The sequence below is a fragment of the Polaromonas sp. CG_9.5 genome (assembly GCF_035984465.1).
Lineage (GTDB): Bacteria > Pseudomonadota > Gammaproteobacteria > Burkholderiales > Burkholderiaceae_C > Polaromonas.
This window is the reverse complement of sequence record NZ_JAXCHR010000003.1, coordinates 44,314-68,940: the sequence shown is the minus strand read 5'-3', so window position 1 is coordinate 68,940 and position 24,627 is coordinate 44,314. Positions and strand designations below refer to the sequence as shown.

Sequence of the window (24,627 nt, the reverse complement as noted above, 5' to 3'; positions counted from 1 at the left end):
TTGCGGTACAGCCACAAACCAGCCGCCTTAAACTCAAGGATTAAAATCAGAGAATTTATCTTCTCCATCTTGATACTCTAACCAGGCTTTTCATGACCCAGTTCGCCAAAGAAACCCTGCCCATCAGTCTTGAAGAGGAAATGCGAAGGAGCTACCTCGACTATGCAATGAGCGTAATCGTTGGACGGGCACTTCCCGATGCCCGTGACGGACTTAAGCCGGTACACAGGCGCGTTTTGTTCGCCATGCATGAGTTGAACAACGACTGGAACCGTCCCTACAAAAAGTCAGCTCGTATCGTAGGCGATGTCATTGGCAAATACCATCCGCACGGCGACCAGTCTGTATATGACACCATCGTGCGCATGGCCCAGGACTTTTCGCTGCGCCACCTGCTGGTGGACGGCCAAGGCAATTTCGGCTCCGTTGATGGCGATAGCGCAGCAGCCATGCGCTACACAGAAATCCGGCTCTCCAAGATCGCTCACGAATTGCTGGCAGACCTTGACAAGGAAACCGTTGATTTCGGCCCCAACTACGACGGCAGCGAACAGGAACCGCTGGTCATGCCAACGCGGTTACCTAACTTGCTGGTCAACGGCTCAGGCGGCATCGCCGTGGGCATGGCCACCAACATACCGCCGCACAACCTCAACGAAGTGGTGGATGCCTGCCTGCACCTGTTGAAAAATCCGGACGCCTCAATTGACGATCTGATGGAAATCATTCCGGCCCCCGACTTTCCTACCGGCGGCATTATTTATGGCATCAGCGGTGTCAAAGACGGCTACCGCACGGGACGCGGCAGAGTCGTGATGCGCGCCAAATGCCATTTTGAAGACATCGACAAAGGTCAGCGTCAGTCAATCATCGTTGATGAGCTGCCTTACCAAGTCAACAAAAAGACGCTTCAGGAGCGTATGGCCGAACTGGTACACGAAAAGAAAATCGAAGGCATCAGTCATATTCAGGACGAAAGCGACAAGTCCGGAATGCGCTTGGTCATCGACCTCAAACGTGGCGAAGTTCCTGAGGTAGTGCTGAACAATCTGTACAAGCAAACGCAGCTACAAGACACTTTTGGCATCAATATGGTGGCGCTGATCAATGGTCAGCCCAAACTGTGCAACCTGATGGACTTGATTCAGGTGTTCATTTCGCATCGCCGCGAAGTGGTCACACGCCGTACGGTGTTCACGCTGCGAAAGGCACGCGAGCGCGGCCATGTGCTAGAAGGTCTGGCAGTTGCATTGGCCAATATTGATGAATTTATTGCCATCATTCGCAATGCGCCTACACCACCGGTTGCGAAAGCAGAATTGATGGCACAGACATGGGACAGCAGCCTTGTACGTGAAATGCTTACACGTGCACACACCGATGGTGGTGTGGTTAACGCTGACGATTACCGCCCCGATGGTCTCGAGAAGTCTTTTGGCATCGGTGTTGACGGCCTTTATCGTCTATCAGAAACACAGACGCAGGAAATTTTGCAGATGCGTCTGCAGCGCCTGACGGGACTGGAGCAGGACAAGATCGTTGCAGAATACAAAGAGGTCATGGCAGAGATCGATGACCTGCTTGACATTTTGGCCAAGCCAGAGCGGGTATCTACCATCATTGGCGAAGAACTGGCGGCTATCAAGCTTGAATTTGGTCAAACCAAGCTCGGCACGCGACGCAGCCATATTGAGCACAGCTCATTTGACCTAAGTACCGAAGACCTTATCACGCCCACCGATATGGTGGTCACACTTTCACATACTGGCTACATCAAGAGCCAGCCCCTTTCAGAATACCGGGCACAAAAACGCGGCGGTCGAGGCAAGCAGGCCACCGCAACCAAGGAAGACGACTGGGTCGACCAACTGTTCATTGCCAATACGCATGACTACATCCTCTGCTTTTCAGACCGTGGGCGTCTGTACTGGCTCAAGGTGTGGGAAGTTCCAGCAGGCTCGCGCGGCTCGCGCGGCAGGCCGATTGTCAACATGTTTCCATTGCAAGACGGTGAAAAAATTACTGTTGTCTTGGCACTGACTGGAGAAAAGCGCACTTTCCCTGCAGATCAATATGTCTTCATGGCCACCTCTATGGGAACTGTCAAAAAAACGCCGCTGGATGAGTTCAACAACCCCCGCAAAGCCGGAATTATTGCGGTCGCCCTGGACGACGGAGATTACCTGATCGGTGCAGCGCTAACCGACGGAAAGCACGACGTCATGCTGTTCAGCGATGGCGGAAAGGCCGTTCGTTTTGACGAAAATGATGTGCGTCCGATGGGCCGCAATGCACGGGGTGTACGAGGCATGAATCTTGAAGAAGGACAAGGTGTCATTGCGATGCTTGTTGCAGGAGACGGCGAACAAAGCGTCCTAACGGCTACTCAAAAGGGTTATGGCAAGCGCACGTCCATCACTGAATACACGCGTCATGGCCGAGGCACCAAGGGCATGATTGCCATCCAGCAAAGTGAGCGCAATGGCAAAGTCGTTGCAGCAACGCTGGTTCATGCGGATGACGAAATCATGCTGATCACAGACAAGGGTGTACTGGTCCGCACGCGCGTCAGTGAAATCCGCGAAATGGGACGCGCCACACAAGGCGTTACGCTTATCGGTCTGGATGAAGGCTCTCAATTAAGTGGCCTGCAGCGAATCGTCGAGAACGACGCCGCTCTTGGCGACAGCGAGACAACGACGGATACCGAATCAGAGACACCAAACAGCCCAGACAGCCCAGACAGCCCAGACAGCAGCGACTCTGCTCCTGCCAACCCGGAAAATAATTCATGAAAAATCTTACTGCCTCTTTAATCCTTGCCGGCCTTGCTTGCGCGACCGCATTTCATGCGCAAGCGGCCGATCCGAAAACCGAAATGGCGGCAAAAGTCGTCAAACTTCAACAAGGCCCCGAACTGGACCGACTGATATCCCAACTCGCAGGCAGTACCACCCAGGAGTTGATCGCCAATTGGGGGCCAAAACTGGAAGCGAATGTTCCCAAGGCAAACCAGCAAAAGGCGTCTGATGCACTGAACGCCGAACTCAAAAAGTATGCTGATGACACTAACAAACTGATTAGCAACCAAGTCAGCAAAGTGAGCGCAGCCGTACTGGTGCCGGCTTATGCAGAGCGTTTTACGCTTGAGGAATTGCAGCAGATTGCAACGTTTTTCGAGTCGCCTGCCATCAAAAAATACCAAGCGGTTTCGCCAGAAATGGGCAAGGCTTTCGTTGAAAAGCTGATCGATGCATCACGCGCCGATGTCATTGCAAGGGCCAAGCAGTTTGATGATGCGGCACTGAAAATTGTGGGTGGCCCTGCTGCAGTGCCCAAGGCCAGCAAGCCGATCAAGAAATGACCCGGCCCTTCAATTTTTCTGCCGGTCCGGCCAATTTGCCTGAAGAAGTTTTGCAGCAGGCAGCCGCCGAAATGCTGGACTGGCACAGCAGCGGCATGAGCGTCATGGAAATGAGCCACCGAGGCAAAGAATTCATTTCAATTTACGAGCATGCTGAAGCCGATTTCCGTGAGCTGATGGCTGTTCCAAAGCACTTCAAAATCCTGTTCATGCAAGGCGGTGGACTGGCAGAAAACGCCATCGTTCCGCTGAATATTTCGCGCGGTGGTTCTGCTGATTTCGTGATAACCGGAAGCTGGAGCGACAAGTCGCAAAAGGAAGCGCGCAAATACTGCGATGTGCAGATTGCCGCTACCAATGAAAGCAGCGCTCATACCACCCTCCCCCCACCAGCCAGCTGGAAGTTACGGCAGGGAGCAAGCTATGTGCATGTCTGTACCAACGAAACCATCCACGGTGTCGAGTTGCACGAATTGCCGGACTTGAAGTCACTGGGATGTGACGCGCCACTGGTGATTGATTTTTCGTCGCATGTTGCATCCCGACCTGTTGACTGGTCCAAAGTGGGTCTGGCTTTTGGCGGCGCACAAAAGAATCTCGGCCCAGCCGGTGTGACGCTGGTGGTCGTACGTGACGACTTGCTCGGCCATGCATTGCCCATCTGCCCGAGCGCCTTCAATTACAAAATGGTGGCAGACAGCGACTCGATGTACAACACGCCGCCGACCTACGCCATCTATATAGCGGGGCTCACCTTCCAGTGGCTCAAGCGGCAAAAAGAAGGCGACTCTACGGGCATTGCGGCCATTGAAAAACACAACATAGCCAAGGCAAAACTGCTTTATGACGCGATTGATGCTTCGGGATTTTTCTTCAACAATGTCAGTAAAGACTGCCGTTCGCGCATGAACGTGCCGTTCATGTTGCGTGACGAAACCCGTAACGACGCCTTCCTGGCAGGCGCCAAAGCCCGTGGCCTGCTGCAACTCAAAGGCCACAAGTCTGTGGGCGGCATGCGTGCCAGCATTTACAACGCCATGCCCCTGGCCGGCGTGCAAACGCTGGTGAGCTATCTGCAAGAATTTGAACAAAAACACGCCTGACATGACTGCAAACCTCGCTGATTTGCGCGTCCAGATTGACGCACTCGACAAAGAACTGCTAACGCTCCTAAACCGTCGTGCACTGGTCGCCGAACAAGTTGGAGAAGTCAAAAAGCGCGAAGGAACCCCTTTTTTCAGGCCTGATCGGGTGGCCCAGGTGATTGAAAAAATCCAGCAAGCCAACACCGGCCCGCTCAAGAATGAGCATGTGGCGGCCGTGTGGCGGGAAATCATGTCGGCTTGCCTGGCGCTTGAATCACCCGTGCGGGTGGCCTATCTGGGCCCTGCAGGCACCTTCAGCGAGCAAGCCGCACTTCAGTACTTTGGCACCAGCATTGAGCATGTTCCCTGCGTCAGCATTGATGAAGTATTTCGTGCCACGGCAGCTGGCAGTGCGAGCTTTGGTGTGGTGCCGGTTGAAAATTCAACCGAAGGTGTGGTGTCGCGTTCCCTGGATCTGTTGCTGAACTCTCCGCTGCACATCGTTGGAGAAGTCAGTTTGATGGTGCGCCACAACCTGCTGCGACTGACGGACTCCCTGGAAAATATAGAGGTCATTTTTGCCCACCCGCAAGCCTTGGCGCAATGCTATGGCTGGCTGACAACCCATTTACCGCATGTCGAACGCCGCGCCGCCTCCAGCAATGCGGAAGGCGCGCGCCTGGCTTCCACCAATCCGGCCTGGGCCGGCATCGCCAGTGACCGCGCAGCAACCCAGTTTGCCCTGCATACGGCTGCGCATGCCATTCAGGACGACGCTTTTAACCGCACGCGTTTTGCAGTAATTTGCCTGCCGCACACCCTGGCGGCTCCCTCCGCCACCGGCAAGGATTGCACCAGCTTGCTGGTCTCAGTGCCCAACCGTCCAGGTGCCGTGCATGACATTCTGGTGCCACTGAAGACGCATGGTGTTTCCATGACCCGTTTTGAGTCGCGTCCAGCCCGCTCGGGCGAATGGGATTACTACTTTTATATTGATCTCCAGGGCCATCCCTCACAAGACCATGTAACAGCCGCACTGGCCGAGTTGCAACAGCTTTGCGCCTTCTACAAGGTTCTGGGCACTTACCCCATCAGCGATTGATGCGGGCAACTTCGGTCAGATGAAGCGACAACAACAAACCCCGGTTCCCGTTATGTTTGAACAATTAGGTCTTATCGGCTGCGGCCTGATGGGAAGCTCCTTTGCGCTGGCACTCAAGCGTGCCGGTCTGGTCAAGCGCGTTGTTGGCTACAGCAAATCGCCCTCCACCACAGAACGTGCGCGCCAGATGGGTGTCATTGATGTAGAAGCGCCTTCTGCGTTAATGGCCGTCTCAGGCGCGGACATCGTTTTGCTGGCCATACCCGTATCGGCCACTGAGGCCACGCTCAAGGCAATCCGTCATCTGGTCGGGCCTCATACGCTCATCATGGATGTGGGCTCTACCAAGCGCGATGTAGTGGACGCAGCACGCCGCGTTCTGCGTGAAAATGTTGGCGCTTTTGTGCCTTGCCATCCAATTACCGGCAAGGAGGTTTCTGGCGTCGAAAATGCAGACGAGAGCCTGTACGCCGGCAAGCAACTCATCATCACCCCGATTGAACGCACCTTTACCGTTCAACTGAAAAAAGCAATCGACGTCTGGACGGCATTGGGCTGCCATGTGATGCAAATGTCGCCGCAAGCGCACGACGCAGCGTATGCGGCCGTCAGCCACCTGCCGCACCTGATTGCTTTTGCCATGATCAACGGCATCAAGTCTCAAGAGCATGGAAAAGATTACATGGCGCTGGCAGGACCGGGCTTTCGTGACTTCACCCGCATTGCCGCCAGCGATCCGCAAATGTGGCGCGATATCCTTCTTGCCAACCGGGACGAACTGCTGGCGCAGTCCAAAATTTTCCAGCAGTCGCTGCAATCGCTTGAAGAACTAATTTCAAGCGGCAGCGGTGACGCACTTCAGTCCCTGATTGGCCAAGTCAGCGAAACGCGTGCCAGCTGGCGCATTTCCTCGCCTAAAACCAACAAATAAAGCACGTTTCATGTTCGACATCGAGTTTCTGGATATTCCGCCCCTGAGTAGCGCCGCGGGCATGGTGCGTCTGCCCGGCTCCAAAAGTATTTCCAATCGCGTTCTGCTGCTGGCTGCCCTGAGCCACGGACAAACCACCGTCCACGACCTGCTGGCCTCTGACGACACGGCTGTCATGCTGACAGCGCTGGAGCAGCTGGGCTGCACCGTGCGCCAAAATGGCGACACTGCCGTGATTGGCGGTTTGGGCGGCCAGCTCGTCCAACGCAAGGCAACGCTGTTCATGGGCAATGCCGGAACCGCCATGCGCCCTCTGACCGCCGCGCTGGCCTTGCTGGGCGGTGAGTTTGAGCTGTCGGGCGTGCCGCGTATGCACGAAAGGCCGATTGGCGATCTGGTTGATGCCCTGCGGCAACTCGGTTGCGCTATAGAGTACCTGGGCAACGAAGGATTCCCGCCTTTGCGCCTGCTGCCCGGTCAATTGAAGCTGGACGCGCCCATTCGCGTGCGAGGCGACGTTTCCAGCCAGTTTTTGACTTCCCTGCTGATGTCGCTGCCGCTGGTGGCTGGCCGCGCCATCCACATCGAAGTGGTGGGCGAGTTGATTTCTCGTCCTTATATCGAGATCACGCTTAATCTACTCAAGCGTTTCGGCATCCAGATTGAGCGTGAGGGCTGGCAGCGTTTTACGATTCCTGCCGGTAGCCAGTACCAGTCTCCAGGTGAAATTCATGTCGAAGGCGATGCCTCATCTGCTAGCTATTTCATAGCACTTGGTGCCCTTGCAGATTGCACAACCGCCCAAAATGGCATAAAAATCATGGGTGTGGGTGCAGATTCCATCCAGGGAGACATCCGTTTTATTGAAGCGGCCCGAATGATGGGCGCGCAAATCGACAGCACACCAAATTCCCTGCATATCTCACGCGGCGCCTGGCCGCTCAAGGCAATTGAGCTGGACTGCAACCACATCCCCGACGCAGCCATGACGCTGGCCGTGATGGCGCTTTACGCAGACGGCACCACCGTGCTGCGCAATATCGCCAGTTGGCGCGTCAAGGAAACCGATCGCATCGCCGCCATGACCTGCGAATTGCGCAAGCTGGGCGCCACGGTAGAAGAAGGTGCCGATTACCTGAAAATCACGCCACCCGGCGAATTGGCTGCATGGAAACCCGCCGCCATTCACACGTATGACGACCATCGCATGGCCATGTGCTTTTCGCTGGCAGCATTCAATCCCGCCAAATTGCCGGTCAGGATTCTGGATCCGAAATGCGTCGCCAAAACTTTTCCTGATTATTTTGAAGCTTTGTTTTCGGTGACACAAGCGCAAACTGACCAGATCCCCGTGATTTGCATCGATGGCCCGACAGCCTCCGGCAAGGGAACGCTGGCGGCACTGACCGCGCACCAGCTCGGTTACCACTACCTTGATTCAGGCGCCCTCTACCGTTTAAGCGCTTTTGCAGCCTCGCGTGCAGGCGTGTCGCTGGACGATGAGCAAGCCGTTGCCCAAATGGCGCGTACCTTGCCGGTTCGATTCAAGGGTGACAGGATATTTCTGGCAACGCCCGAAGCTGAAGAAGACGTTTCCGAAGCCATACGGACTGAGGTTGTTGGGATGCAAGCATCACGGATCTCGGCGCATCCACAAGTTCGCACAGCCCTGCTGGACTTGCAGCGCAGTTTTCGACAGCTGCCCGGGCTGGTTGCCGACGGTAGGGATATGGGAACAGTGGTGTTCCCGGACGCATCCCTCAAGATTTACCTCACAGCCAGCGCACTGCATCGTGCTGAACGCCGGCACAAGCAGTTGATTTCAAAGGGGAATACGACTACAATCGCCGCCATTCGGCAGGATTTGGAGGCGCGCGACGCAAGGGACATGTCCCGCAAAACCGCCCCGTTAAAACCCGCTGAAGATGCTAGGCTGCTGGACAACTCCGAACTCACGATTGAACAATCGCTTGTTCAGGTGCTGGACTGGTGGCAAGGCACCCGGCCCTTCTGACCGCCGACGCGCAGCCCTCTGATGGGGCGCAAGGTCAGCAGGAATACTTAAGAAACTTGCGGTTTTATTCATTGTTTAACCGCTAAATCCTCACCAAACCGCCGCAAGCAGCTATAAAAACAATAGCAATCCCGCTATTGAAATCCTGTTTTGTGGATTAGGAAATTCATGTCTGAATCTTTTGCCGACCTGTTTAACGAATCGCTGCAACGCTCTGAAATGCGCTCCGGTGAAGTCATCACCGCCGAAGTAGTGCGCATTGATCACAACCACGTGGTTGTGAACGCCGGCCTCAAGTCCGAGGCTTACATTCCCCTCGAAGAATTCAAGAACGACCAGGGCGAAGTTGAAGTCCAAGTCGGTGACTTTGTCTCCGTCGCCATCGACTCCGTCGAAAACGGCTACGGCGACACCCTGCTGTCCCGCGACAAGGCCAAGCGCCTGGCCTCGTGGATGAGCCTGGAAAAAGCCCTGGAATCCGGCGAATTCGTCACCGGCCAGACCAGCGGCAAGGTCAAGGGCGGCCTGACCGTTCTGGTCAACGGCATCCGTGCTTTCTTGCCAGGTTCGCTGATCGACACCCGCCCCATCAAGGACTTGTCTCCGTACGAGAACAAGACCATGGAATTCAAGGTCATCAAGCTCGATCGCAAGCGCAACAACGTCGTGCTGTCACGCCGCGCCGTGGTCGAAGCCAGCATGGGCGAAGAGCGCGCCAAGCTGATGGAAACCCTGAAAGAAGGCTCTGCCGTCAAGGGCATCGTCAAGAACATCACCGAATACGGTGCGTTTGTTGACCTGGGCGGTATTGACGGCTTGCTGCATATCACCGACATGGCATGGCGGCGCGTGCGTCATCCAAGCGAAGTGGTGACGGCGGGTCAGGAAATCGTGGCCAAGATTCTGAAGTTTGACACCGAGAAAAACCGTGTCTCGCTGGGTCTGAAGCAAATGGGCGACGACCCATGGATGGGTGTAAACCGCCGCTACCCGCAAAGCACCCGTCTGTTCGGCAAGATCACCAACATTGCCGACTACGGCGCGTTTGTGGAACTCGAGCCAGGCATCGAAGGTCTGGTCCACGTGTCCGAAATGGACTGGACGAACAAGAACGTGGCACCAAGCAAGCTCGTCGCCCTGGGTGACGAAGTCGAAGTCATGGTCCTTGAGATCGACGAAGACAAGCGCCGCATCAGCCTGGGCATGAAGCAATGCAAGGCCAATCCATGGCAAGAGTTCGCCGTGGAAACCAAGCGTGGCGACCGTGTCAAGGGCCCGATCAAGTCGATTACCGACTTCGGCGTGTTCGTGGGTCTGGCTGCCGGTATCGACGGTCTGGTTCACCTGTCTGACCTGTCGTGGAACGAGCCCGGCGAAGCTGCAGTTCGCAACTACAAAAAGGGCCAGGAAGTCGAAGCCATCGTGCTGGCTGTTGACGTTGACCGCGAGCGTATCTCCCTGGGTATCAAGCAGCTTGATTCCGACCCGTTCACCACTTTCGTGTCGATCAACGACAAAGGCGCGATCGTGACCGGCAAGGTCAAGACCGTGGACGCCAAGGGTGCTGAAATCGATCTGGGCGAAGACATCATTGGCTACCTGCGCGCCAGCGAAATCAGCCGTGACCGCGTTGAAGATGCGCGTAACGTACTGAAAGAAGGCGACGAAGTGTCTGCAGTCGTGGTGAACGTGGATCGCAAGACCCGCAATATCCAGCTGTCGGTCAAGGCCAAGGACAACGCTGACCAGCAAGAAGCCATGGCATCCTTGAGCCAGCAGTCGAAGCACGAGAGCGCTGGCCTGACCAGCCTGGGTGCCCTGCTGCGCGCCAAGCTGGACAGCAACGAGTCGAAGTAATCTCTTGCGGGACAGTCCACATGACGCGGCTTGCCGCCCATGTGCTCTGTTCCCAACCAGATAATTTTGTATGACCCGCAGCGATTTAGTAGAAGAACTGGCAGCCCGATTCAGCCAGTTGACGCACCGCGATGCCGAACATGCCGTCAAGACACTTCTTGATGCGATGAGCGATACGCTGGCCGCCGGCAACCGAATTGAAATCAGGGGGTTTGGCAGTTTTTCAACCAATCGGCGTCCTCCTCGCATGGGACGCAATCCCCGTTCCGGAGAAAGTGTGGCCATCCCTGAAAAAAGGGTGACTCATTTCAAACCGGGAAAGGCATTGCGCGAAGCGGTCGAGGCTCAACCCGGTGCATTGCTGAAGGTCATGCTTTCCAGGTAACCTCAGGTTTTCCCCGATGGGCTGGCTACAATCGCCAGACCACTCCGGGAATTGCCAGTGAAATATCTGATGTGGCTGCTCAAAGCAGCCATTTTTTTTACGCTTTTTGCTTTTGCACTCAATAACCAGCAAACGGTTGCCGTGCATTTCTTTTTTGGCACCTTGTGGCAAGCGCCTTTGGTGCTGGTGGTGCTGGTCACCTTCGCTTGCGGGCTGTCACTCGGCGTTCTGGTGATGATGCCGCGCTGGTGGAAAAAACGCCGGGCCGCATTGCCTTCTTCTACTCCAGGCATGCCTTCCGGACAAGCCGACAACAACCCCGTTCCGCTACACCATGGAATTTGATTTCACCTGGGTTCTGCTCGGGTTCCCGATTGCCTTCACGCTGGGCTGGCTGGCTTCGCGCCTGGACATCAGGCAATTGCGAATCGAAAACCGCCAGGCGCCCAAAGCCTATTTCAAAGGGCTGAACTTCCTACTCAACGAGCAGCAGGACCAGGCCATTGACGCCTTCATCGAAGCGGTTCAAAACGACCCCGACACCTCGGAGCTGCATTTTGCGCTGGGCAACCTGTTTCGCCGGCGCGGTGAATATGACCGCGCAGTCCGGGTGCATGAACATTTGATGTCACGTGGCGATTTGACTCAACCCGAACGCGAACGCGCCCAGCATGCGCTGGCGCTCGACTTCCTGAAAGCTGGCTTGCTGGATCGTGCTGAGGCCGCACTTCGCAAGCTGGAAGGCACACCCTTCGAAGAGGAAGCCCGGCTTGCGCTGCTGTCCATCTACGAGCGCTCCCGCGACTGGCCAAATGCCACCGAAATTGCGGCTCGGCTGGGCAGTTCCAGCCACGGCAGCTTCAACACCCGCCAAGCACATTACCTGTGCGAGCAAGCCAGCGCATCAGTCGCCACAGGCGATACCGCAAAAGCCCTCGACACCTTGATGCAGGCCGCTGCCATGGCGCCTGCGTCAGCGCGGCCACTGATTGATCTGGCCAAACTGCAGAATCAGCTGGGCCACGCGCAAGAGGCATTGCAGACCTTGCTCAAGCTTCCCGCCATCGCCCCCCAAGCGCTGCCGCTGGCCGCTGGATTGCTGGCCAATATTGCGCAAAACAGTGGTGAGCAACAAGCGACGCTGGCGCTGTTGAAGGAGAGCTATGCCCAAACGCCTTCGATTGATGTGATTGAAGCCATCGTCAAGCTTGAAAAAGAGCCTGCCAACGCGCGCCAGTGGTATGTCCGGCATCTGGAACGCGAGGTTTCTCTGGTCGCTGCAAGCAAATGGATTGCAGGCGAAAAACTTGAAGATGAACACCATCATGCCTTGGTGCAGCGCGCGATGGACCAAGCCACCAAACCGCTGCTGCGCTACCGCTGCGCCGCTTGCGGCTTTGAGGCCACGCAGCATTTCTGGCACTGCCCTGGCTGCCAGGCGTGGGACAGTTATCCCGCGCGCCGCATTGAAGAGCTGTAAACCGCGCCCCGCACAAAATGACCTTGACAATGACTCCTGAAAAAATTGCTTCGGCCCGCGTTCTGGTGGTCGGCGACGCCATGCTGGACCGCTACTGGTACGGCGCGGTTGACCGTATATCGCCCGAGGCTCCTGTCCCTGTGGTCCGCGTAACGCGCACCGAAGAGCGCATTGGCGCGGCCGCCAATGTCGCCTACAACATCGTGACGCTGGGCTCGCAGGCTTCGCTGCTCAGCGTGGTGGGAGATGACGAAGCCAGCCACATTCTGGAATCACTGGTGGCCAAGACCGGCATCACACCCTATTTTGGCCGCGATCCACAACTCAAAACTACCGTTAAGCTGCGGGTGATTGGGCGCCAGCAACAGTTGCTGCGCCTGGATTTTGAAAATATCCCCGATCACGAAGTGCTGGCATCCCAGTCTGCTACCTTTGAAAAACTGTATCCACAGCACGATGCGGTGCTGTTTTCCGATTACGGCAAGGGAGGCCTGACGCACATCGTGACCATGATTGCCCAGGCGCGCGCCGCAGGCAAAGTGGTGCTGGTAGACCCCAAGGGCTCCGACTTTACGCGTTACAAGAACGCCAGCATCATCACCCCCAACCGGGCCGAGCTCGAACAGGTGATTGGCGCCTGGAGCAATGAAGCCGAACTTTGCACCAAGAGCCACAACCTGCGCGACGCACTCAAGCTCCAGGCCATTCTGGTAACGCGCAGCGAAGAAGGCATGACCCTGTTTGACGCACAAGGCGAGTTGCATGTGCCCACGGTAGCCAGAGAGGTGTTTGACGTTACCGGCGCAGGCGATACCGTGATTGCTACCCTCGCCACCATGGCGGCGGCAGGCATGAGTTTGCGTGAAGCAGTCCTTGTTGCCAACCGCGCCGCAGGCATTGTCGTGGGCAAGTTTGGGACTGCCACCGTCAGCTACAGCGAACTTTTCGCTGCGCCCTGAAACATGCCACGGCATCAACCCCGAGAAAATTCCATGAAAATCGTAGTCACCGGCGCTGCCGGCTTTATCGGCAGCAATCTGGTCAAGGGGCTCAATGCCCGGGGAATAGACAACATCATTGCTGTTGATGACCTTACCCAAGGCGACAAATTCCGCAACCTGGCTGACCTGAACATTGCCGACTATATTGACGCGGGCGACTTTTACGACCGGTTTGCCAATGGCGCATTCGGCCATGTCGAAGCCGTATTTCATGAGGGCGCCTGCAGCGACACCATGGAGCTGGACGGCAAATACATGATGGCCAACAATTACACGCTGTCGTGTGATTTGTTTCGTGCCTGCCAGACCCACAACACCCGGCTTTTGTATGCCTCGTCTGCCGCCACTTATGGGGGTTCTGACACCTTCAGCGAATCGCCTGAATTCGAGAAGCCGCTGAACGTCTACGGCTACTCCAAACTGCTGTTTGACCAGCAGCTGCGACGTGAGCTTGGCGCCCGGTTTGAAAATGCGACAACGCAAGTCGCCGGATTCCGGTACTTCAATGTGTATGGCCCCCGCGAGCAGCACAAGGGCCGCATGGCCAGCGTGGCTTTTCATCAGTTCAGCCAGTTTCAGGCCGAAGGCAAGGTCAAGCTGTTTGGTGACTATGGCGGCTATGGTGCCGGTGGTCAGATGCGCGACTTCGTTTTCATCGATGACGTGGTGGCTGTCAACCTCTGGTTTTTAGACCACCCTGAAAAGTCGGGCATTTTCAACCTTGGCACAGGCCGTGCCCAGCCCTTCAATGACGTGGCGGTTGCTGTTGTCAACACCTTGCGAAATGCCCAGAATGCAGCGCCATTGAGCCTTGAAGAGATGGTGCGTGGCGGCATGATTGACTACATCAGCTTTCCCGATGCATTGGTCGGCAAATACCAAAGCTACACCCAGGCCGACCTGAGCGCATTGCGTTCCGCCGGTTGTAAGCATGAATTTGCGGATGTGCAATCGGGTGTGAGTGCCTACATGCAGTGGCTGAGCAACGCTAAAACTCAAGGGTAACGGGCTAAAAGATTTCGCCAGACCGGTCAACCCGGCGCGTGTCCAGCCGTTAGGGGAACTGCATCCTTTATTTCAGGATGCAACGCCCCATTCAACTCACTCTTGAGGAATCTTTCATGTTCAAAAAATTGCTGGCATTTCTCGCTGCCATGTCCGTCTTTGCAGCATTTGCTGCGGTTGATGTCAACAAGGCCAGCGAAGCTGAACTCGACGGCATCAAAGGCGTTGGGCCTGTTACGACCCGGCTTATTGTTGCTGAGCGCAAAAAATCCGAATTCAAAAGCTGGGACGACTTCATCGCCCGCGTCAAGGGTGTGGGCGCAAAAAGCGCCACCAAGTTCTCTGCCGAAGGCTTGACTGTCGGCGGCGCAAGCTACAGCGGCCCAAGCGCCACGGTAACCAAGACTGCGACTGAAAAAACCAAGTCAGCAGCGGTTGCGACCAAGGATGCCGTCAAAGAAACAGCAAAAGATGCCAAGGCTGCCGTAACGCCAAAAGCCACTGCAGCCAAGCCTGCGGCCAGCGCAGTCAAGTAAGAAACTTGACTGGCCCACAAAAAAACCCGCATCAGGCGGGTTTTTTTGTGGCTGCAGTAAATGCAGATCCGGGTGATTAACCCATGTGCAAACCGCCGTTCAAGGAGAAGTCGGCGCCGGTGGCGTAACCACCTTCATCAGAAGCAATCCAGGAAATGATGGATGCGATTTCTTCCGGCTTGCCCAAACGTTTGGCAGGCACGCCAGCGACAATTTTCTCCAGCACTTCAGGACGAATCGCCTTGACCATGTCGGTGCCGATGTAGCCCGGGCTGACCGTGTTCACCGTCACACCCTTGGAGGCGACTTCCTGCGCCAGCGCCATGGTAAAGCCATGCAAACCGGCCTTGGCGGTGGAATAGTTCACTTGGCCGAACTGGCCCTTCTGGCCATTGACAGAAGAGATGTTGATGATGCGTCCAAAACCAGCCTCAACCATGCCTTCAATGACCTGCTTGGTCACGTTGAACATACTGTCGAGGTTGGTCGAGATCACGGCATCCCAGTCGGCCTTGCTCATCTTGCGGAATTGGCCATCGCGCGTGATACCTGCGTTGTTCACCAATACGCTGACCGGGCCGTGCTCTGCCTTGACCTTGTCAAATGCAGCCACAGTGGAATCCCAGTCACCCACGTTGCCGACCGAAGAGTGAAATGAATAGCCCAGCGCTTTTTGCTCGTCAAGCCACTTGGTGAAGTCACGTGTGGGGCCGCAACCGGCAATAACCGTGAAACCATCCTTGGCCAGCCGCTGGCAGATGCCGGTTCCGATGCCGCCCATGCCACCCGTTACATATGCTACTTTTTTGCTCATTGTCTACTCCTTGAATTGTTAATCTTTGAAAAGCTGTTTCACTATTTTTTTAATAGCATTTAACGCCCGTGTAACAAGCGCCAGCACCCGTTTTACCTGATATTCAGCGCTCCAGTGTCAGGGCAACCCCCATACCGCCGCCAATACACAGGCTGGCGATGCCTTTTTTGGCATCCCGGCGCACCATTTCGTGCAGCAGTGTGACCAGAATGCGGCAACCGGACGCGCCAATCGGGTGGCCGATGGCAATCGCGCCGCCGTTGACATTGACCTTGCTGGTGTCCCAGCCCATTTCCTGGTTGACGGCGCAGGCCTGCGCGGCAAAAGCTTCATTGATTTCAAGCAGGTCAAGGTCTTGCGCCTTCCAGCCTGCGCGCGCGAGCGCCTTGGTCGATGCAGGCACAGGGCCCATGCCCATGTAGGCGGGGTCAAGTCCGGCGGTAGCGTAGCTGGCGATGCGCGCCAAAGGCGTCAGGCCAAGCGCCTGGGCTTTTTTGGCTGTCATGACCATGACGGCAGCCGCGCCGTCATTCAGGCCCGAGGCATTGCCTGCAGTGACGCTGCCAGCCTTGTCAAAGGCTGGACGCAAACCTGCCAGGCCTTCGGCACTGGTTTTGCGGTTGATGAATTCGTCGGCTGAAAACACCAGCGGATCGCCCTTTTTCTGGGGAATCGAAATCGGAACAATCTCGTCCTTGAACTTGCCGGTGTCTTGCGCTGCGGCGGCCTTGGTCTGGCTGGCCAGCGCCAGCGCATCTTGCATGGCGCGGTCAACGCCGTATTTCTTGGCTACGTTTTCGGCCGTAATGCCCATGTGGTACTGGTTGTAGACATCCCACAGGCCGTCGACGATCATGGTGTCGACCATTTTCCAGTCACCCATGCGCTGGCCGTCGCGCGAACCGTTCAACACATGCGGCGAAGCACTCATGTTTTCCTGACCGCCGGCAATTACGATGTCGCTGTCGCCAGTGCCCACGGATTGCGCCGCAAGCATGACGGCCTTCAGTCCGGAGCCGCAGACGGCATTGATCGTCAGGCCGGGAATGCCGTGTGGAAAGCCGGCCTTCAGCACGCTCTGGCGCGCCGGGTTTTGGCCTACGCCTGCAGTCAGTACCTGGCCCATGATGACTTCGCCGATTTGCTCAGCATTCAAGCCAGAGCGCGCCAGCACCGCCTTGATGACGGCAGCGCCCAGTTCGGTGGCAGGTACTTTTGCCAGCGAGCCGCCAAATTTTCCAACGGCTGTGCGGCCTGCTGAAACGATAACGATATCTTCCATGTTGTCTCCTTGAATTAAAAAATGGGAAATGCCCGATGGCAAACTTCACCCGGACGAATCAAGGGGTGAGGTTTGCTGGCGTCCTGGAACGCCGAGCTGTCATTGTGACTTATCAGACTTTGGCCTTGACGTAGCGTCCTGGCGCAGGCTCGATGACCTTGTAATTGCGGTTGCCGTAGGTTTTTGGCGCTGCAATCTGTTTGCCGGCATTGGCCTGCAACCAGTCTGACCAATCGGGCCACCAGCTGCCGGCATGCTCGGTCGCCTCTTTTTGCCAGTCTTGCTGCGCTGCCGGAAACTTGTCGCCCGCCGACTTGCTGGTCGCCAGATTGTCATTGGTCCAGTAACTGCGTTTCTTTTTGGCCGGTGGATTGATCACGCCAGCAATGTGGCCTGAAGCGCCCATCACGAAACGCTTTTTACCGGGCAGTACCTGTGTCGAGGCATAGGCCCCGCCAATTGGTACGATATGGTCTTCGCGTGAACCGTAGATATAAAACGGCATGTCCAGCTTGCCGAGATCGACTTTTTCATCGCACACCACGAGTTTGCCGGGCTTGATCAGGTTGTTTTCGAAATAGGTGTTGCGCAGGTACCAGGCGTAAAACGGCCCCGGCAGGTTAGTCGAGTCGCTGTTCCAGTAGAGCAGGTCAAACGGCGGCGGGGTTTCGCCCTTGAGGTAATTGCCGACGACATAGTTCCACACCAGGTCATTGGGTCGCAAAAAGCTGAACGTGGACGCCAGGTCTTTGCCCTTGAGCAAACCGCCCTTGCCCATTTCAGCCTCACGGTATTTGACGGAAGTTTCGTCAATAAAGATGTCCAGGATGCCGGTGTCGGTAAAGTCCAGCAACGACGTCAGCAGTGTGGCGCTTTCAACCGGCTTTTCGCCGCGCGCCGCCAGCACCGCCAAGGCGGTTGCCAAAATCGTGCCACCCACGCAAAAACCCAGTGCATTGAGGGTGTCGGCGCCGGTAATTTCCTGCACCACCTTGATGGCCTTGATGGCCGCGTGTTCGATGTAGTCGTCCCAGGTCTTGCCGGCCATCGACTGATCGGGGTTGCGCCAGCTCAGCACGAAAGTGCGGTGGCCTTGTGCGGTCGCATAGCGAATCAGGGAGTTTTCAGGCTGCAAGTCCAGGATGTAAAACTTGTTGATGCACGGCGGAACCATCAGGAACGGGCGCTCATACACCTTGTCCGTCAGGGCCTTGTATTCGAGCAGCTGGAAAAACTCGTTTTCAAAAACCACGGCACCTTCGGTGGTGGCGACGTTTTTGCCGACTTCAAAGATACTTTCATCGGTCATCGACACGTGGCCCTGCTTCATGTCGTGCAGCATGTTGGCCATGCCCTTGGCGATGCTCTCGCCCTTGCTATCGATGGCTTTTTTCTGGGCTTCTGCATTGAGCGCCAAAAAGTTGCTGGGCGCCGAAGCGGCCATCCATTGCTCGACCGCGAAACGAAGGCGAGCCTTGGTCTTGGCGTCGGATTCGACGGCTTCAGCCAGGCCCATCAAGGTGTTGGCGTTGAGCTGGTAGGCAGCGCTGAGGAATTTGGAAATCGGGTTGGTCTGCCAGGCCGGATCTGAAAACCGGCGGTCAACAGCGGCAGGCGCTGATTCGCTGGCCTGCAAGCCCTGGTTCCAGAGCGCCGATGCGCCGGCAATGTAGCGCTGCTGGAGTTCCATGAGTTTGCCCGGCTCGAAACGAATGTCGGGCTGGGTTTGATTCATCGACGTGAAGGCAGAAAGATCCATTTGTGGAAAGCCGGGCGCCGGCCCTGTGCCCAGGGTGGTCATGGCTTGCTTTAAACCGGCACCCAGGGTTTCTTGCATTTGTTGGACTGTGCGGGTCCATTCAGGTTCAGAATTCAAGGTTGTCTCCTCTAGAGTACGAGTCTTTGTGAGCGCCCTATTGCCTCATCTTGCAGTATCGTAGGATTTGCTTTTGATTTTCTGACAAGGCCATGTATTTATGTATTTGATCGTTATCGCGTGGATGTACGTCGTGCTCATGATGAGTATTGCCGAGGCTACCAACAGCAATGGAACGCTGTTGGGCGCTTTGGTCACCTTTGTGATGTATGGCGCGGCGCCCGTGGCGTTGGTGGTTTACCTGATGGGCGCGCCCGCACGCAGCAAGGCCATCAAAAGGCGTGAAGCCGAAGCACGTGCGCTGCACATCGCTGGCGTCAAGCCGGACACCGCACCGGCAGCCCCTTCAGTCGCGCCAGATGCAAGCGGCCATGCGCCCGGTGGTGCCGAAGCCGTTGCCAAGGATGCCGGCATCGCGCCGGTGAGAAAAGAAACTTGAATTGCTGACCGTACACCAGGGCGCGCTGCCGTCGTTGCCATAAACCTGCGTAACGCCCAGCGCCTGCAGGCGAAGTCGGGCCAGCCCCGGCAAATTGGCCAGGTACTTGCCCGGCCCGGTGGGGACAAAAAATTGCGCCGCTTCAGGCTGTCTAGCCATGAACGCCGTCTTGACTTCTTCGCCGACCTCGAAGGCAGACGGGCCAATGCACGGCCCCAGCCACGCTATTGATTTAATAGCTGCTTGCGCATGTGCAGCCTGCACAAGCGCACTAAATGATGCATAAACAGACTCCAAAACGCCGCATCCACTGCTGATGCCGGCTCCCGCCAACCCGCGCCAGCCGGCATGCGCTGCGGCCACCACAGTGCCATCTTGCGTTGTCAGCAGCACTGGCAGGCAATCGGCCACCATGACGGTACAGGCCAGGCTGCGCTGCGTTGTCACGCAAGCATCGGCCCGCTGGCCTTGCGGGCTGGCGGCGTCCAGTTGGAGTGTGTCGACACCATGCACCTGGTTCATGAAAACCATGTGCGCACCCGTGGCGCGCTGCAAGACCAGACGATTTTCAGCGACTGAAGCAGGCAGATCGCCCACATGGTCGCCCAGGTTCATGCTGTCGAAAGGCACCGCCGACACACCGCCGGCACGGCGGGTGAACACGGCCCGCACGCCGGGCGGCGCAGGCCAATCGGGCACCAGCCAGTCGGGATGAAAAGCGGTGTGCATCTTCAGGCCTCGCAATCGCTGCAATCTGATGCGTAAAAAGAGGGGGAGCGTGTCATGGCGCAAAGCATAAGCCGAAACAGCATTGCCAAATTCAGCCGCGTCGGGACAAGCCGCTTGGATCACTTGCGCGACTTTGCCCAACGGCAAGCGTCGCTACCATGCAGGGCTTTATCACAGCCCTGCCCCGGAGACACCCATGAACGCCCTCACTGCACTGACCAATCACCAAATCCGCCTGGCCAGCCGACCCGTCGGCCTGCCCACCCGCGACAACTGGAAATTCACCACCGAGCCGGTGACCGAGCCTGGCCCGGGTGGCGTTCTTGTCAAGACGCTGTACCTGTCGCTCGACCCGGCCATGCGCGGCTGGATGAACGAAGGCAAAAGCTATATTGCACCGGTCGAAATTGATGCAGTCATGCGCGCAGGCGGCGTGGGCCGGGTGGTTGCCTCGCAAAATCCGGCCTTTGCCGTGGGCGACCATGTCAGTGGCGGGCTGGATGTGCAGGAATACTGCCTGATTCCGGAGGCGCAGCTCAAGCGCAGCGGCCTGTTCAAAATCGACCCCAGCCTGGGCCTGACGACCTGGCTCAATGTGCTGGGCATGCCGGGCATGACGGGCTACTTTGGCCTGCTCGACGTAGGCCAGCCCAAGGCGGGCGAAACCGTGGTGGTGTCAGGTGCCGCCGGCGCGGTGGGCCAGACTGTGGGCCAGATCGCCAAGCGCAAAGGTTGCCGCGTGGTGGGCATTGCGGGCGGCCAGGCCAAATGTGACTGGGTCGTCAATGAATTGGGCTTTGACGCCTGCATCGACTACAAGGGTGGCGATGTGAAGGCTGGCTTGAAGGCGCACTGCCCGAACGGCATAGATGTGTATTTCGACAACGTCGGCGGCGAGATTCTCGACGCCGTGCTGACACGCATCACGCGCGGCGCACGCATCATCATCTGCGGCGCCATCAGCCAGTACAACAACACCACGCCCGTGAAAGGCCCGGCCAATTACCTGTCGCTGCTGATGAACCGCGCGCGCATGGAAGGCATCGTGGTGTTCGACTACGCTGACCGTTACCCGCAAGCGATTGCCGAAATGGCAGGCTACCTCAAGGACGGCACGCTGAAAAGCCGTGAAGACGTGGTGCAAGGCCTGGAGAATTTTCCGGAAGCGCTGCTCAAGCTGTTCAATGGTGAAAATTTTGGCAAGCTGGCCTTGCAGGTGGCATCAGAGTAAGCGGTTGCGCCTTTTACCCGGCGCAGCGCGCTAGCTTTGCAGGCTGAAGCGGGTTCCGGCCTGCTTGAGGCCCCAGAAGAGCTCGACCAGCGCCGGATTGTTCAGCAGCGGCTCGCCCATGAGGATCAGCCAGTAGCCCGCCCCGTCTACCCAGAACGGCAAGAAAGCATGGCTGGGCAGTAAAAAATCAGGATCGCTGTGAAACGCCACATAGCGGCTGGCACCCTCCCAGCCGCGCCGCGCCTGGCGCGTTGCAAAGTCTGAATAATCGGCAGCGGCTGCGCACAAGGCGTCGGCCTCGTCCTGCTCTACCCCCGCCCGGCCCAGGCAAAAGCCGCCGTCCGATGCCAGCACGGCACGGCGCTCGCCCGACAGCGACGCAATCACATGCGGCAAAAAGTCATCGAGCCGCGCATCAGGGCCTTGCAAGGGACGTTGCAGCGCTTGCACCCACCCGTTTTCAAGGGCGACTTCCAGTATGGCGGGGGCCTGGGCATCGATGGCACGCCAGGCGGCCAGGTCCAATGACCGATCACCCGTCAGCAAGACCTGCAAGGCAGATTCGGACGGGCCGGGGTTTTTGCCGGCAAACGCGTGCAGCGCGCCGGCCGGTGTCAGCATGAAGCCATCGGATGCAGTGAAAGTCATGAAATACCCAGCCAAACAGAAAGATTAAGAAAAGCCAGCGGCCAGTTGCTTCAGGCCGGCGACACGCTCGGCGTTCTCACGCGAGCCGTTGATACATCAGCGTGCCCAGAAAGGCCCCCAGCGGCTGAACGGGCATGTCCAGGCGCTGCGCGCGTGTCAGGGCATCCATGCCGTCAAGGGTGTCAATGGACATGTCAGCGGCCAGCGCGTCGCTTTGGCACAAGCCCTGCAAGACAGACAGCGCGGTGTTGCTCGCAGCCCATTGCGCATCGGGACTGAGAATCAGGCGGTTCAAAAACGTCACCCGCACTTCGAACGGCTGTTTCAGCGCCAACGCATCGGCCAGCTTGTGCAAAAACAGCTTCGGTGCTGACGCCGGCAGCGCAGCCAGACGCGTCTGAAATTCGTTAACGCTCAAGGGCGCAATTTCAACCGTTGCAGCAGGCGCTGGTGCTTTGACAGGCACTGGCGCTTTTGCCATAGCCGCCACCGGGGCAGTGATGAACCGCACAGCGGGTGCGGCAGGTGCAGGCGCGGCCGTTATGGCGGGTGCCCGCACCTTAGCCGGCAGACGGGGTGCCACCCATGCCGAACGGACGGGTACAGTGGGCGCCGCCTTCAACAGCGCAGCACGCATGGCTTCAATGCCATAGGGCTTGCGCAGCATGACCAGCGACGGGCTTTTCATGCGGCTCGCCTCCAGTGCCAGCCAGGTCTCATCAAAGGCAGGTGCCACCAGCACCGCTGGCGCACCGTTGAGCGACTCAAGCAGGCTTTCCTGCGCCTCTTGCGTCCAGCGCGCCAGCCCCCGGCCCGCCAGATCGAGCACATACAGATCCGCAGGCGGCAGCGGCTCTTTGCGCCCCACCGGCACGGCACCGCACTCAAAATCCGGCAGCGTCTTGCCGACCAGCATCATCAAGGCAGTTTCTTCGCGGGCGGTCAGGCCGGCCAATGCCACGTTCATGTGAACTCCCGGGGTTGTTCCAGCTGCAAGCTGACGGCAGCCCAGTCATCGGGCAGCGAAATGCCAGTTTTGAGCAGTGCGCGGCGTGCCAGCATGAAGGCCAGGTTGTCGTGACAGGTCACGCAGTGGTGCAAAAACTCGTTTTGGGCCGACGGGTCACCGCGCTCAAACGCCAGCACGGCTTGCTCGGCCAGCAGACGAGAATCGTCAACGCTGCAGCGCCGCGCGCGCGTAGAAATGTCGGCACAAGGATGGGCCAGCACGCTCCAGCGCGTCGCCAGCGGATTGATGGCGGGCAGCGCGCCCTGCGCCGCCTGCGCATCAAACCAGCGGGCCGCATGCGCTGACAGACGGGCGCGCGCCAGTTGCAACGCCGCGCGCTTGAGCGTTTCGTGCTGCGCGCCAAAACAGCTGAACAGATCCGCCAAAGCGCCCTGCGCTGGCTCAGCGCCGGCCAGCTCAAGCGTCGCCTGCAAGCGCGCTATGTGCGCATTGGCATCGTCTGGCTGACGCAACAGGTGGCGGCCTTGCTGGCGCACCACTTGCCGGGCGATACGCTGACCGGGAACTACTGCAGACATAAGCTTTTCTTTTGAGGTTTTACGACTTCAATCAAGCAGCGTGTCCATGAGGTCAATCATGAACTCAGCCTGCTCTTGCGTCATGGGCTCAAAGCCGGCCGGCAGCCCGAGCGCGACCAGCACGTCGGCGTCTGCAGGCTCACGCCCCATGCCCAGCAGCGCTTCGCTGATGCGCGGCAATTCAGCGGCCATGCGCGGATGGGCCAGCACCACATGCGAGATGTCGCTGATACGGCTTTCCACCAGCACCTGCAACTGGCTGCGCGTCATTCGCGTAAGCGACGCATAGGCATCGGCCAGGAAAAACGAAGCCTGCACATCGCCCTTGATGGCCAGGCGCGCGGCGGCCTGAAAACTCTCCACCGGAACCCACTCGATCAGCGACTCGTCCAGATCAGCCGGCTCCAGCAGCCGCAAGCCAATCAGCTTCACGTCCTTGTTGTCCGTCAGGGCGATGCGGTGGCCAGGCTTGATGTCTTCGAGCTTTTGCAGACCCGACTCGGCACCGGTGGCAATCACCATTTCGTCCGACCGTCCGATGGGGCGTGCAAACGGAATGTAGCCTTGGTTGCGAATCATGTCGGCCGCATCAAACGGGTTGGCATACACCAGGTCGGCTTTTTCTGCAGCCAGCAACTCGGCTTGCTCGGACGGGCTGGCCGGCGTGAGCAGGTGCAGATGAATGCCGGAGCGGCGCTGCAGCAGCGTGTTGAGCATGTGCCAGCCGGCAAAGCGCTCGGGCGAGAAATCGGGGGCCACCAAAAAATTGAGGGTCATGGTGCGGTTTTCTCCTTCGCTTGCGTTTGCGTTTGCTCTTGATCCAGCCATTGGCGGTACACCGGAATCAGCTCATTGATGCGGGTGCGCGAGGGCTTTCGGCGCACCGAGGTGTAGCCGGCGATCTTTCCCTGCCGGATGTTGGGAACTGCCGTGGCGTAGACCCAGTAGTACGCACCGTCCTTGCGCAAATTCTTGACATAGCCATGCCATTTCTGGCCTTGTGAAACCGTCTCCCACAGATCCTTGAAGGCCGCCTTGGGCATGTCGGGGTGGCGCAGGATATGGTGCGGCATGCCGATCAGGTCATCCCGCTCCCAGCCGCTCAATTCGACAAAAGCGTCGTTGGCGTGGGTAAGAATGCCATCCAGGTCGGTACGCGAGACGATCAGCCGCCCTTCCGGAAAAGGCACTTCAACGCTTGACGCGTACACCGTGCGGGAATCGCCATTGGTATAAGTCAGCCGCGATTCGACGGCGTCAACGGCGGGACGGGTCATTTCAGGCAGTTTCATGACAGCCC

At 57.7% G+C, this 24,627-nt stretch carries 24 protein-coding genes; 15 read left to right on the top strand and 9 right to left on the bottom strand.

The genetic code is table 11. The features are described 5' to 3' along the window. Window positions 1–92 precede the first annotated feature (92 nt). From gyrA to RCH06_RS03150, 13 genes are all read left to right on the top strand, one after another. On the top strand, window positions 93–2,795 hold the full coding sequence (gene gyrA, locus RCH06_RS03210) for a DNA gyrase subunit A (protein WP_327079986.1): 2,703 nt from the start codon (window positions 93–95) through the stop codon (window positions 2,793–2,795). Next, window positions 2,792–3,364, top strand: coding sequence for a DUF2059 domain-containing protein (locus RCH06_RS03205; RefSeq protein ID WP_327079985.1), 573 nt, complete (start codon window positions 2,792–2,794; stop codon window positions 3,362–3,364). Before gyrA ends, RCH06_RS03205 begins: the two co-directional genes overlap by 4 nt. Next, on the top strand, window positions 3,361–4,467 hold the full coding sequence (serC, locus tag RCH06_RS03200) for a 3-phosphoserine/phosphohydroxythreonine transaminase (RefSeq protein ID WP_327079984.1): 1,107 nt from the start codon (window positions 3,361–3,363) through the stop codon (window positions 4,465–4,467). The genes RCH06_RS03205 and serC overlap by 4 nt, the downstream gene beginning before the upstream one ends. 1 nt (window position 4,468) lies before the next feature. Further along, entirely contained in the window at window positions 4,469–5,551 is a 1,083-nt protein-coding gene (gene pheA / locus RCH06_RS03195) for a prephenate dehydratase (protein WP_327079983.1), read from the top strand. Between the two features lie 52 nt (window positions 5,552–5,603). Continuing rightward, the gene (locus tag RCH06_RS03190; protein WP_327079982.1) at window positions 5,604–6,482 is read left to right on the top strand and encodes a prephenate dehydrogenase; all 879 of its coding nucleotides are present in this window, start codon (window positions 5,604–5,606) and stop codon (window positions 6,480–6,482) included. A 10-nt stretch (window positions 6,483–6,492) separates the two neighbouring features. Further along, window positions 6,493–8,496 (top strand): bifunctional 3-phosphoshikimate 1-carboxyvinyltransferase/cytidylate kinase, encoded by a 2,004-nt coding sequence (locus RCH06_RS03185; RefSeq protein WP_327079981.1) that lies wholly within the window; start codon window positions 6,493–6,495, stop codon window positions 8,494–8,496. Window positions 8,497–8,664: 168 nt separating this feature from the next. Continuing rightward, the gene (gene rpsA, locus RCH06_RS03180) at window positions 8,665–10,353 is read left to right on the top strand and encodes a 30S ribosomal protein S1 (RefSeq protein ID WP_327079980.1); all 1,689 of its coding nucleotides are present in this window, start codon (window positions 8,665–8,667) and stop codon (window positions 10,351–10,353) included. Between the two features lie 70 nt (window positions 10,354–10,423). After that, window positions 10,424–10,738 (top strand): integration host factor subunit beta, encoded by a 315-nt coding sequence (locus RCH06_RS03175; protein ID WP_327079979.1) that lies wholly within the window; start codon window positions 10,424–10,426, stop codon window positions 10,736–10,738. Window positions 10,739–10,795: 57 nt separating this feature from the next. Next, on the top strand, window positions 10,796–11,083 hold the full coding sequence (locus RCH06_RS03170; RefSeq protein ID WP_327079978.1) for a LapA family protein: 288 nt from the start codon (window positions 10,796–10,798) through the stop codon (window positions 11,081–11,083). Continuing rightward, the gene (lapB, locus tag RCH06_RS03165) at window positions 11,073–12,218 is read left to right on the top strand and encodes a lipopolysaccharide assembly protein LapB (protein WP_327079977.1); all 1,146 of its coding nucleotides are present in this window, start codon (window positions 11,073–11,075) and stop codon (window positions 12,216–12,218) included. The genes RCH06_RS03170 and lapB overlap by 11 nt, the downstream gene beginning before the upstream one ends. 17 nt (window positions 12,219–12,235) lie before the next feature. Then, on the top strand, window positions 12,236–13,177 hold the full coding sequence (rfaE1, locus tag RCH06_RS03160) for a D-glycero-beta-D-manno-heptose-7-phosphate kinase (protein WP_327079976.1): 942 nt from the start codon (window positions 12,236–12,238) through the stop codon (window positions 13,175–13,177). Between the two features lie 33 nt (window positions 13,178–13,210). Beyond that, a complete protein-coding gene (rfaD, locus tag RCH06_RS03155) occupies window positions 13,211–14,224 on the top strand; it encodes an ADP-glyceromanno-heptose 6-epimerase (RefSeq protein ID WP_327079975.1) in 1,014 nt (337 codons plus the stop codon). A gap of 116 nt (window positions 14,225–14,340) precedes the next feature. Next, the gene (locus RCH06_RS03150; RefSeq protein ID WP_327079974.1) at window positions 14,341–14,760 is read left to right on the top strand and encodes a ComEA family DNA-binding protein; all 420 of its coding nucleotides are present in this window, start codon (window positions 14,341–14,343) and stop codon (window positions 14,758–14,760) included. Window positions 14,761–14,836: 76 nt separating this feature from the next. On the opposite strand, the gene phbB is transcribed toward RCH06_RS03150, so the two are convergent. The 3 genes from phbB to phaC form a co-directional block, all read right to left on the bottom strand. Continuing rightward, window positions 14,837–15,574, bottom strand: coding sequence for an acetoacetyl-CoA reductase (gene phbB, locus RCH06_RS03145; RefSeq protein ID WP_327079973.1), 738 nt, complete (start codon window positions 15,572–15,574; stop codon window positions 14,837–14,839). Window positions 15,575–15,677: 103 nt separating this feature from the next. Next, window positions 15,678–16,856 (bottom strand): acetyl-CoA C-acetyltransferase, encoded by a 1,179-nt coding sequence (locus tag RCH06_RS03140; RefSeq protein WP_327079972.1) that lies wholly within the window; start codon window positions 16,854–16,856, stop codon window positions 15,678–15,680. Between the two features lie 112 nt (window positions 16,857–16,968). Continuing rightward, on the bottom strand, window positions 16,969–18,732 hold the full coding sequence (gene phaC, locus RCH06_RS03135; RefSeq protein WP_327079971.1) for a class I poly(R)-hydroxyalkanoic acid synthase: 1,764 nt from the start codon (window positions 18,730–18,732) through the stop codon (window positions 16,969–16,971). 100 nt (window positions 18,733–18,832) lie between these two features. Here phaC and RCH06_RS03130 point away from each other — a divergent pair, with 100 nt between their 5' ends. Continuing rightward, on the top strand, window positions 18,833–19,171 hold the full coding sequence (locus RCH06_RS03130) for a hypothetical protein (protein ID WP_327079970.1): 339 nt from the start codon (window positions 18,833–18,835) through the stop codon (window positions 19,169–19,171). Here the strand turns inward: RCH06_RS03130 and pgeF are convergent. Beyond that, window positions 19,079–19,900, bottom strand: a complete 822-nt coding sequence (pgeF, locus tag RCH06_RS03125; RefSeq protein WP_327079969.1) for a peptidoglycan editing factor PgeF — start codon at window positions 19,898–19,900, stop codon at window positions 19,079–19,081. The two genes, RCH06_RS03130 and pgeF, sit on opposite strands and share 93 nt — an antisense overlap. A gap of 196 nt (window positions 19,901–20,096) precedes the next feature. Here pgeF and RCH06_RS03120 point away from each other — a divergent pair, with 196 nt between their 5' ends. Beyond that, window positions 20,097–21,131, top strand: a complete 1,035-nt coding sequence (locus RCH06_RS03120) for an NADP-dependent oxidoreductase (RefSeq protein WP_327079968.1) — start codon at window positions 20,097–20,099, stop codon at window positions 21,129–21,131. A gap of 30 nt (window positions 21,132–21,161) precedes the next feature. Here RCH06_RS03120 and RCH06_RS03115 read toward each other — a convergent pair whose 3' ends face one another. From RCH06_RS03115 to RCH06_RS03095, 5 genes are all read right to left on the bottom strand, one after another. Continuing rightward, on the bottom strand, window positions 21,162–21,779 hold the full coding sequence (locus RCH06_RS03115; RefSeq protein WP_327079967.1) for a hypothetical protein: 618 nt from the start codon (window positions 21,777–21,779) through the stop codon (window positions 21,162–21,164). 76 nt (window positions 21,780–21,855) lie between these two features. Then, on the bottom strand, window positions 21,856–22,746 hold the full coding sequence (locus RCH06_RS03110; protein WP_327079966.1) for a hypothetical protein: 891 nt from the start codon (window positions 22,744–22,746) through the stop codon (window positions 21,856–21,858). Beyond that, window positions 22,743–23,327 carry a hypothetical protein gene (locus RCH06_RS03105; protein ID WP_327079965.1) on the bottom strand — a complete coding sequence of 195 codons (585 nt, stop codon included), beginning with the start codon at window positions 23,325–23,327 and terminating at the stop codon, window positions 22,743–22,745. The genes RCH06_RS03110 and RCH06_RS03105 overlap by 4 nt, the downstream gene beginning before the upstream one ends. Window positions 23,328–23,354: 27 nt before the next feature. Next, window positions 23,355–24,104: a phosphate/phosphite/phosphonate ABC transporter substrate-binding protein gene (locus RCH06_RS03100; protein ID WP_327079964.1), complete on the bottom strand. Its 750-nt coding sequence runs from the start codon at window positions 24,102–24,104 to the stop codon at window positions 23,355–23,357. Next, window positions 24,101–24,619 (bottom strand): PAS domain-containing protein, encoded by a 519-nt coding sequence (locus RCH06_RS03095; protein ID WP_327079963.1) that lies wholly within the window; start codon window positions 24,617–24,619, stop codon window positions 24,101–24,103. Before RCH06_RS03095 ends, RCH06_RS03100 begins: the two co-directional genes overlap by 4 nt. Window positions 24,620–24,627 lie beyond the last annotated feature (8 nt).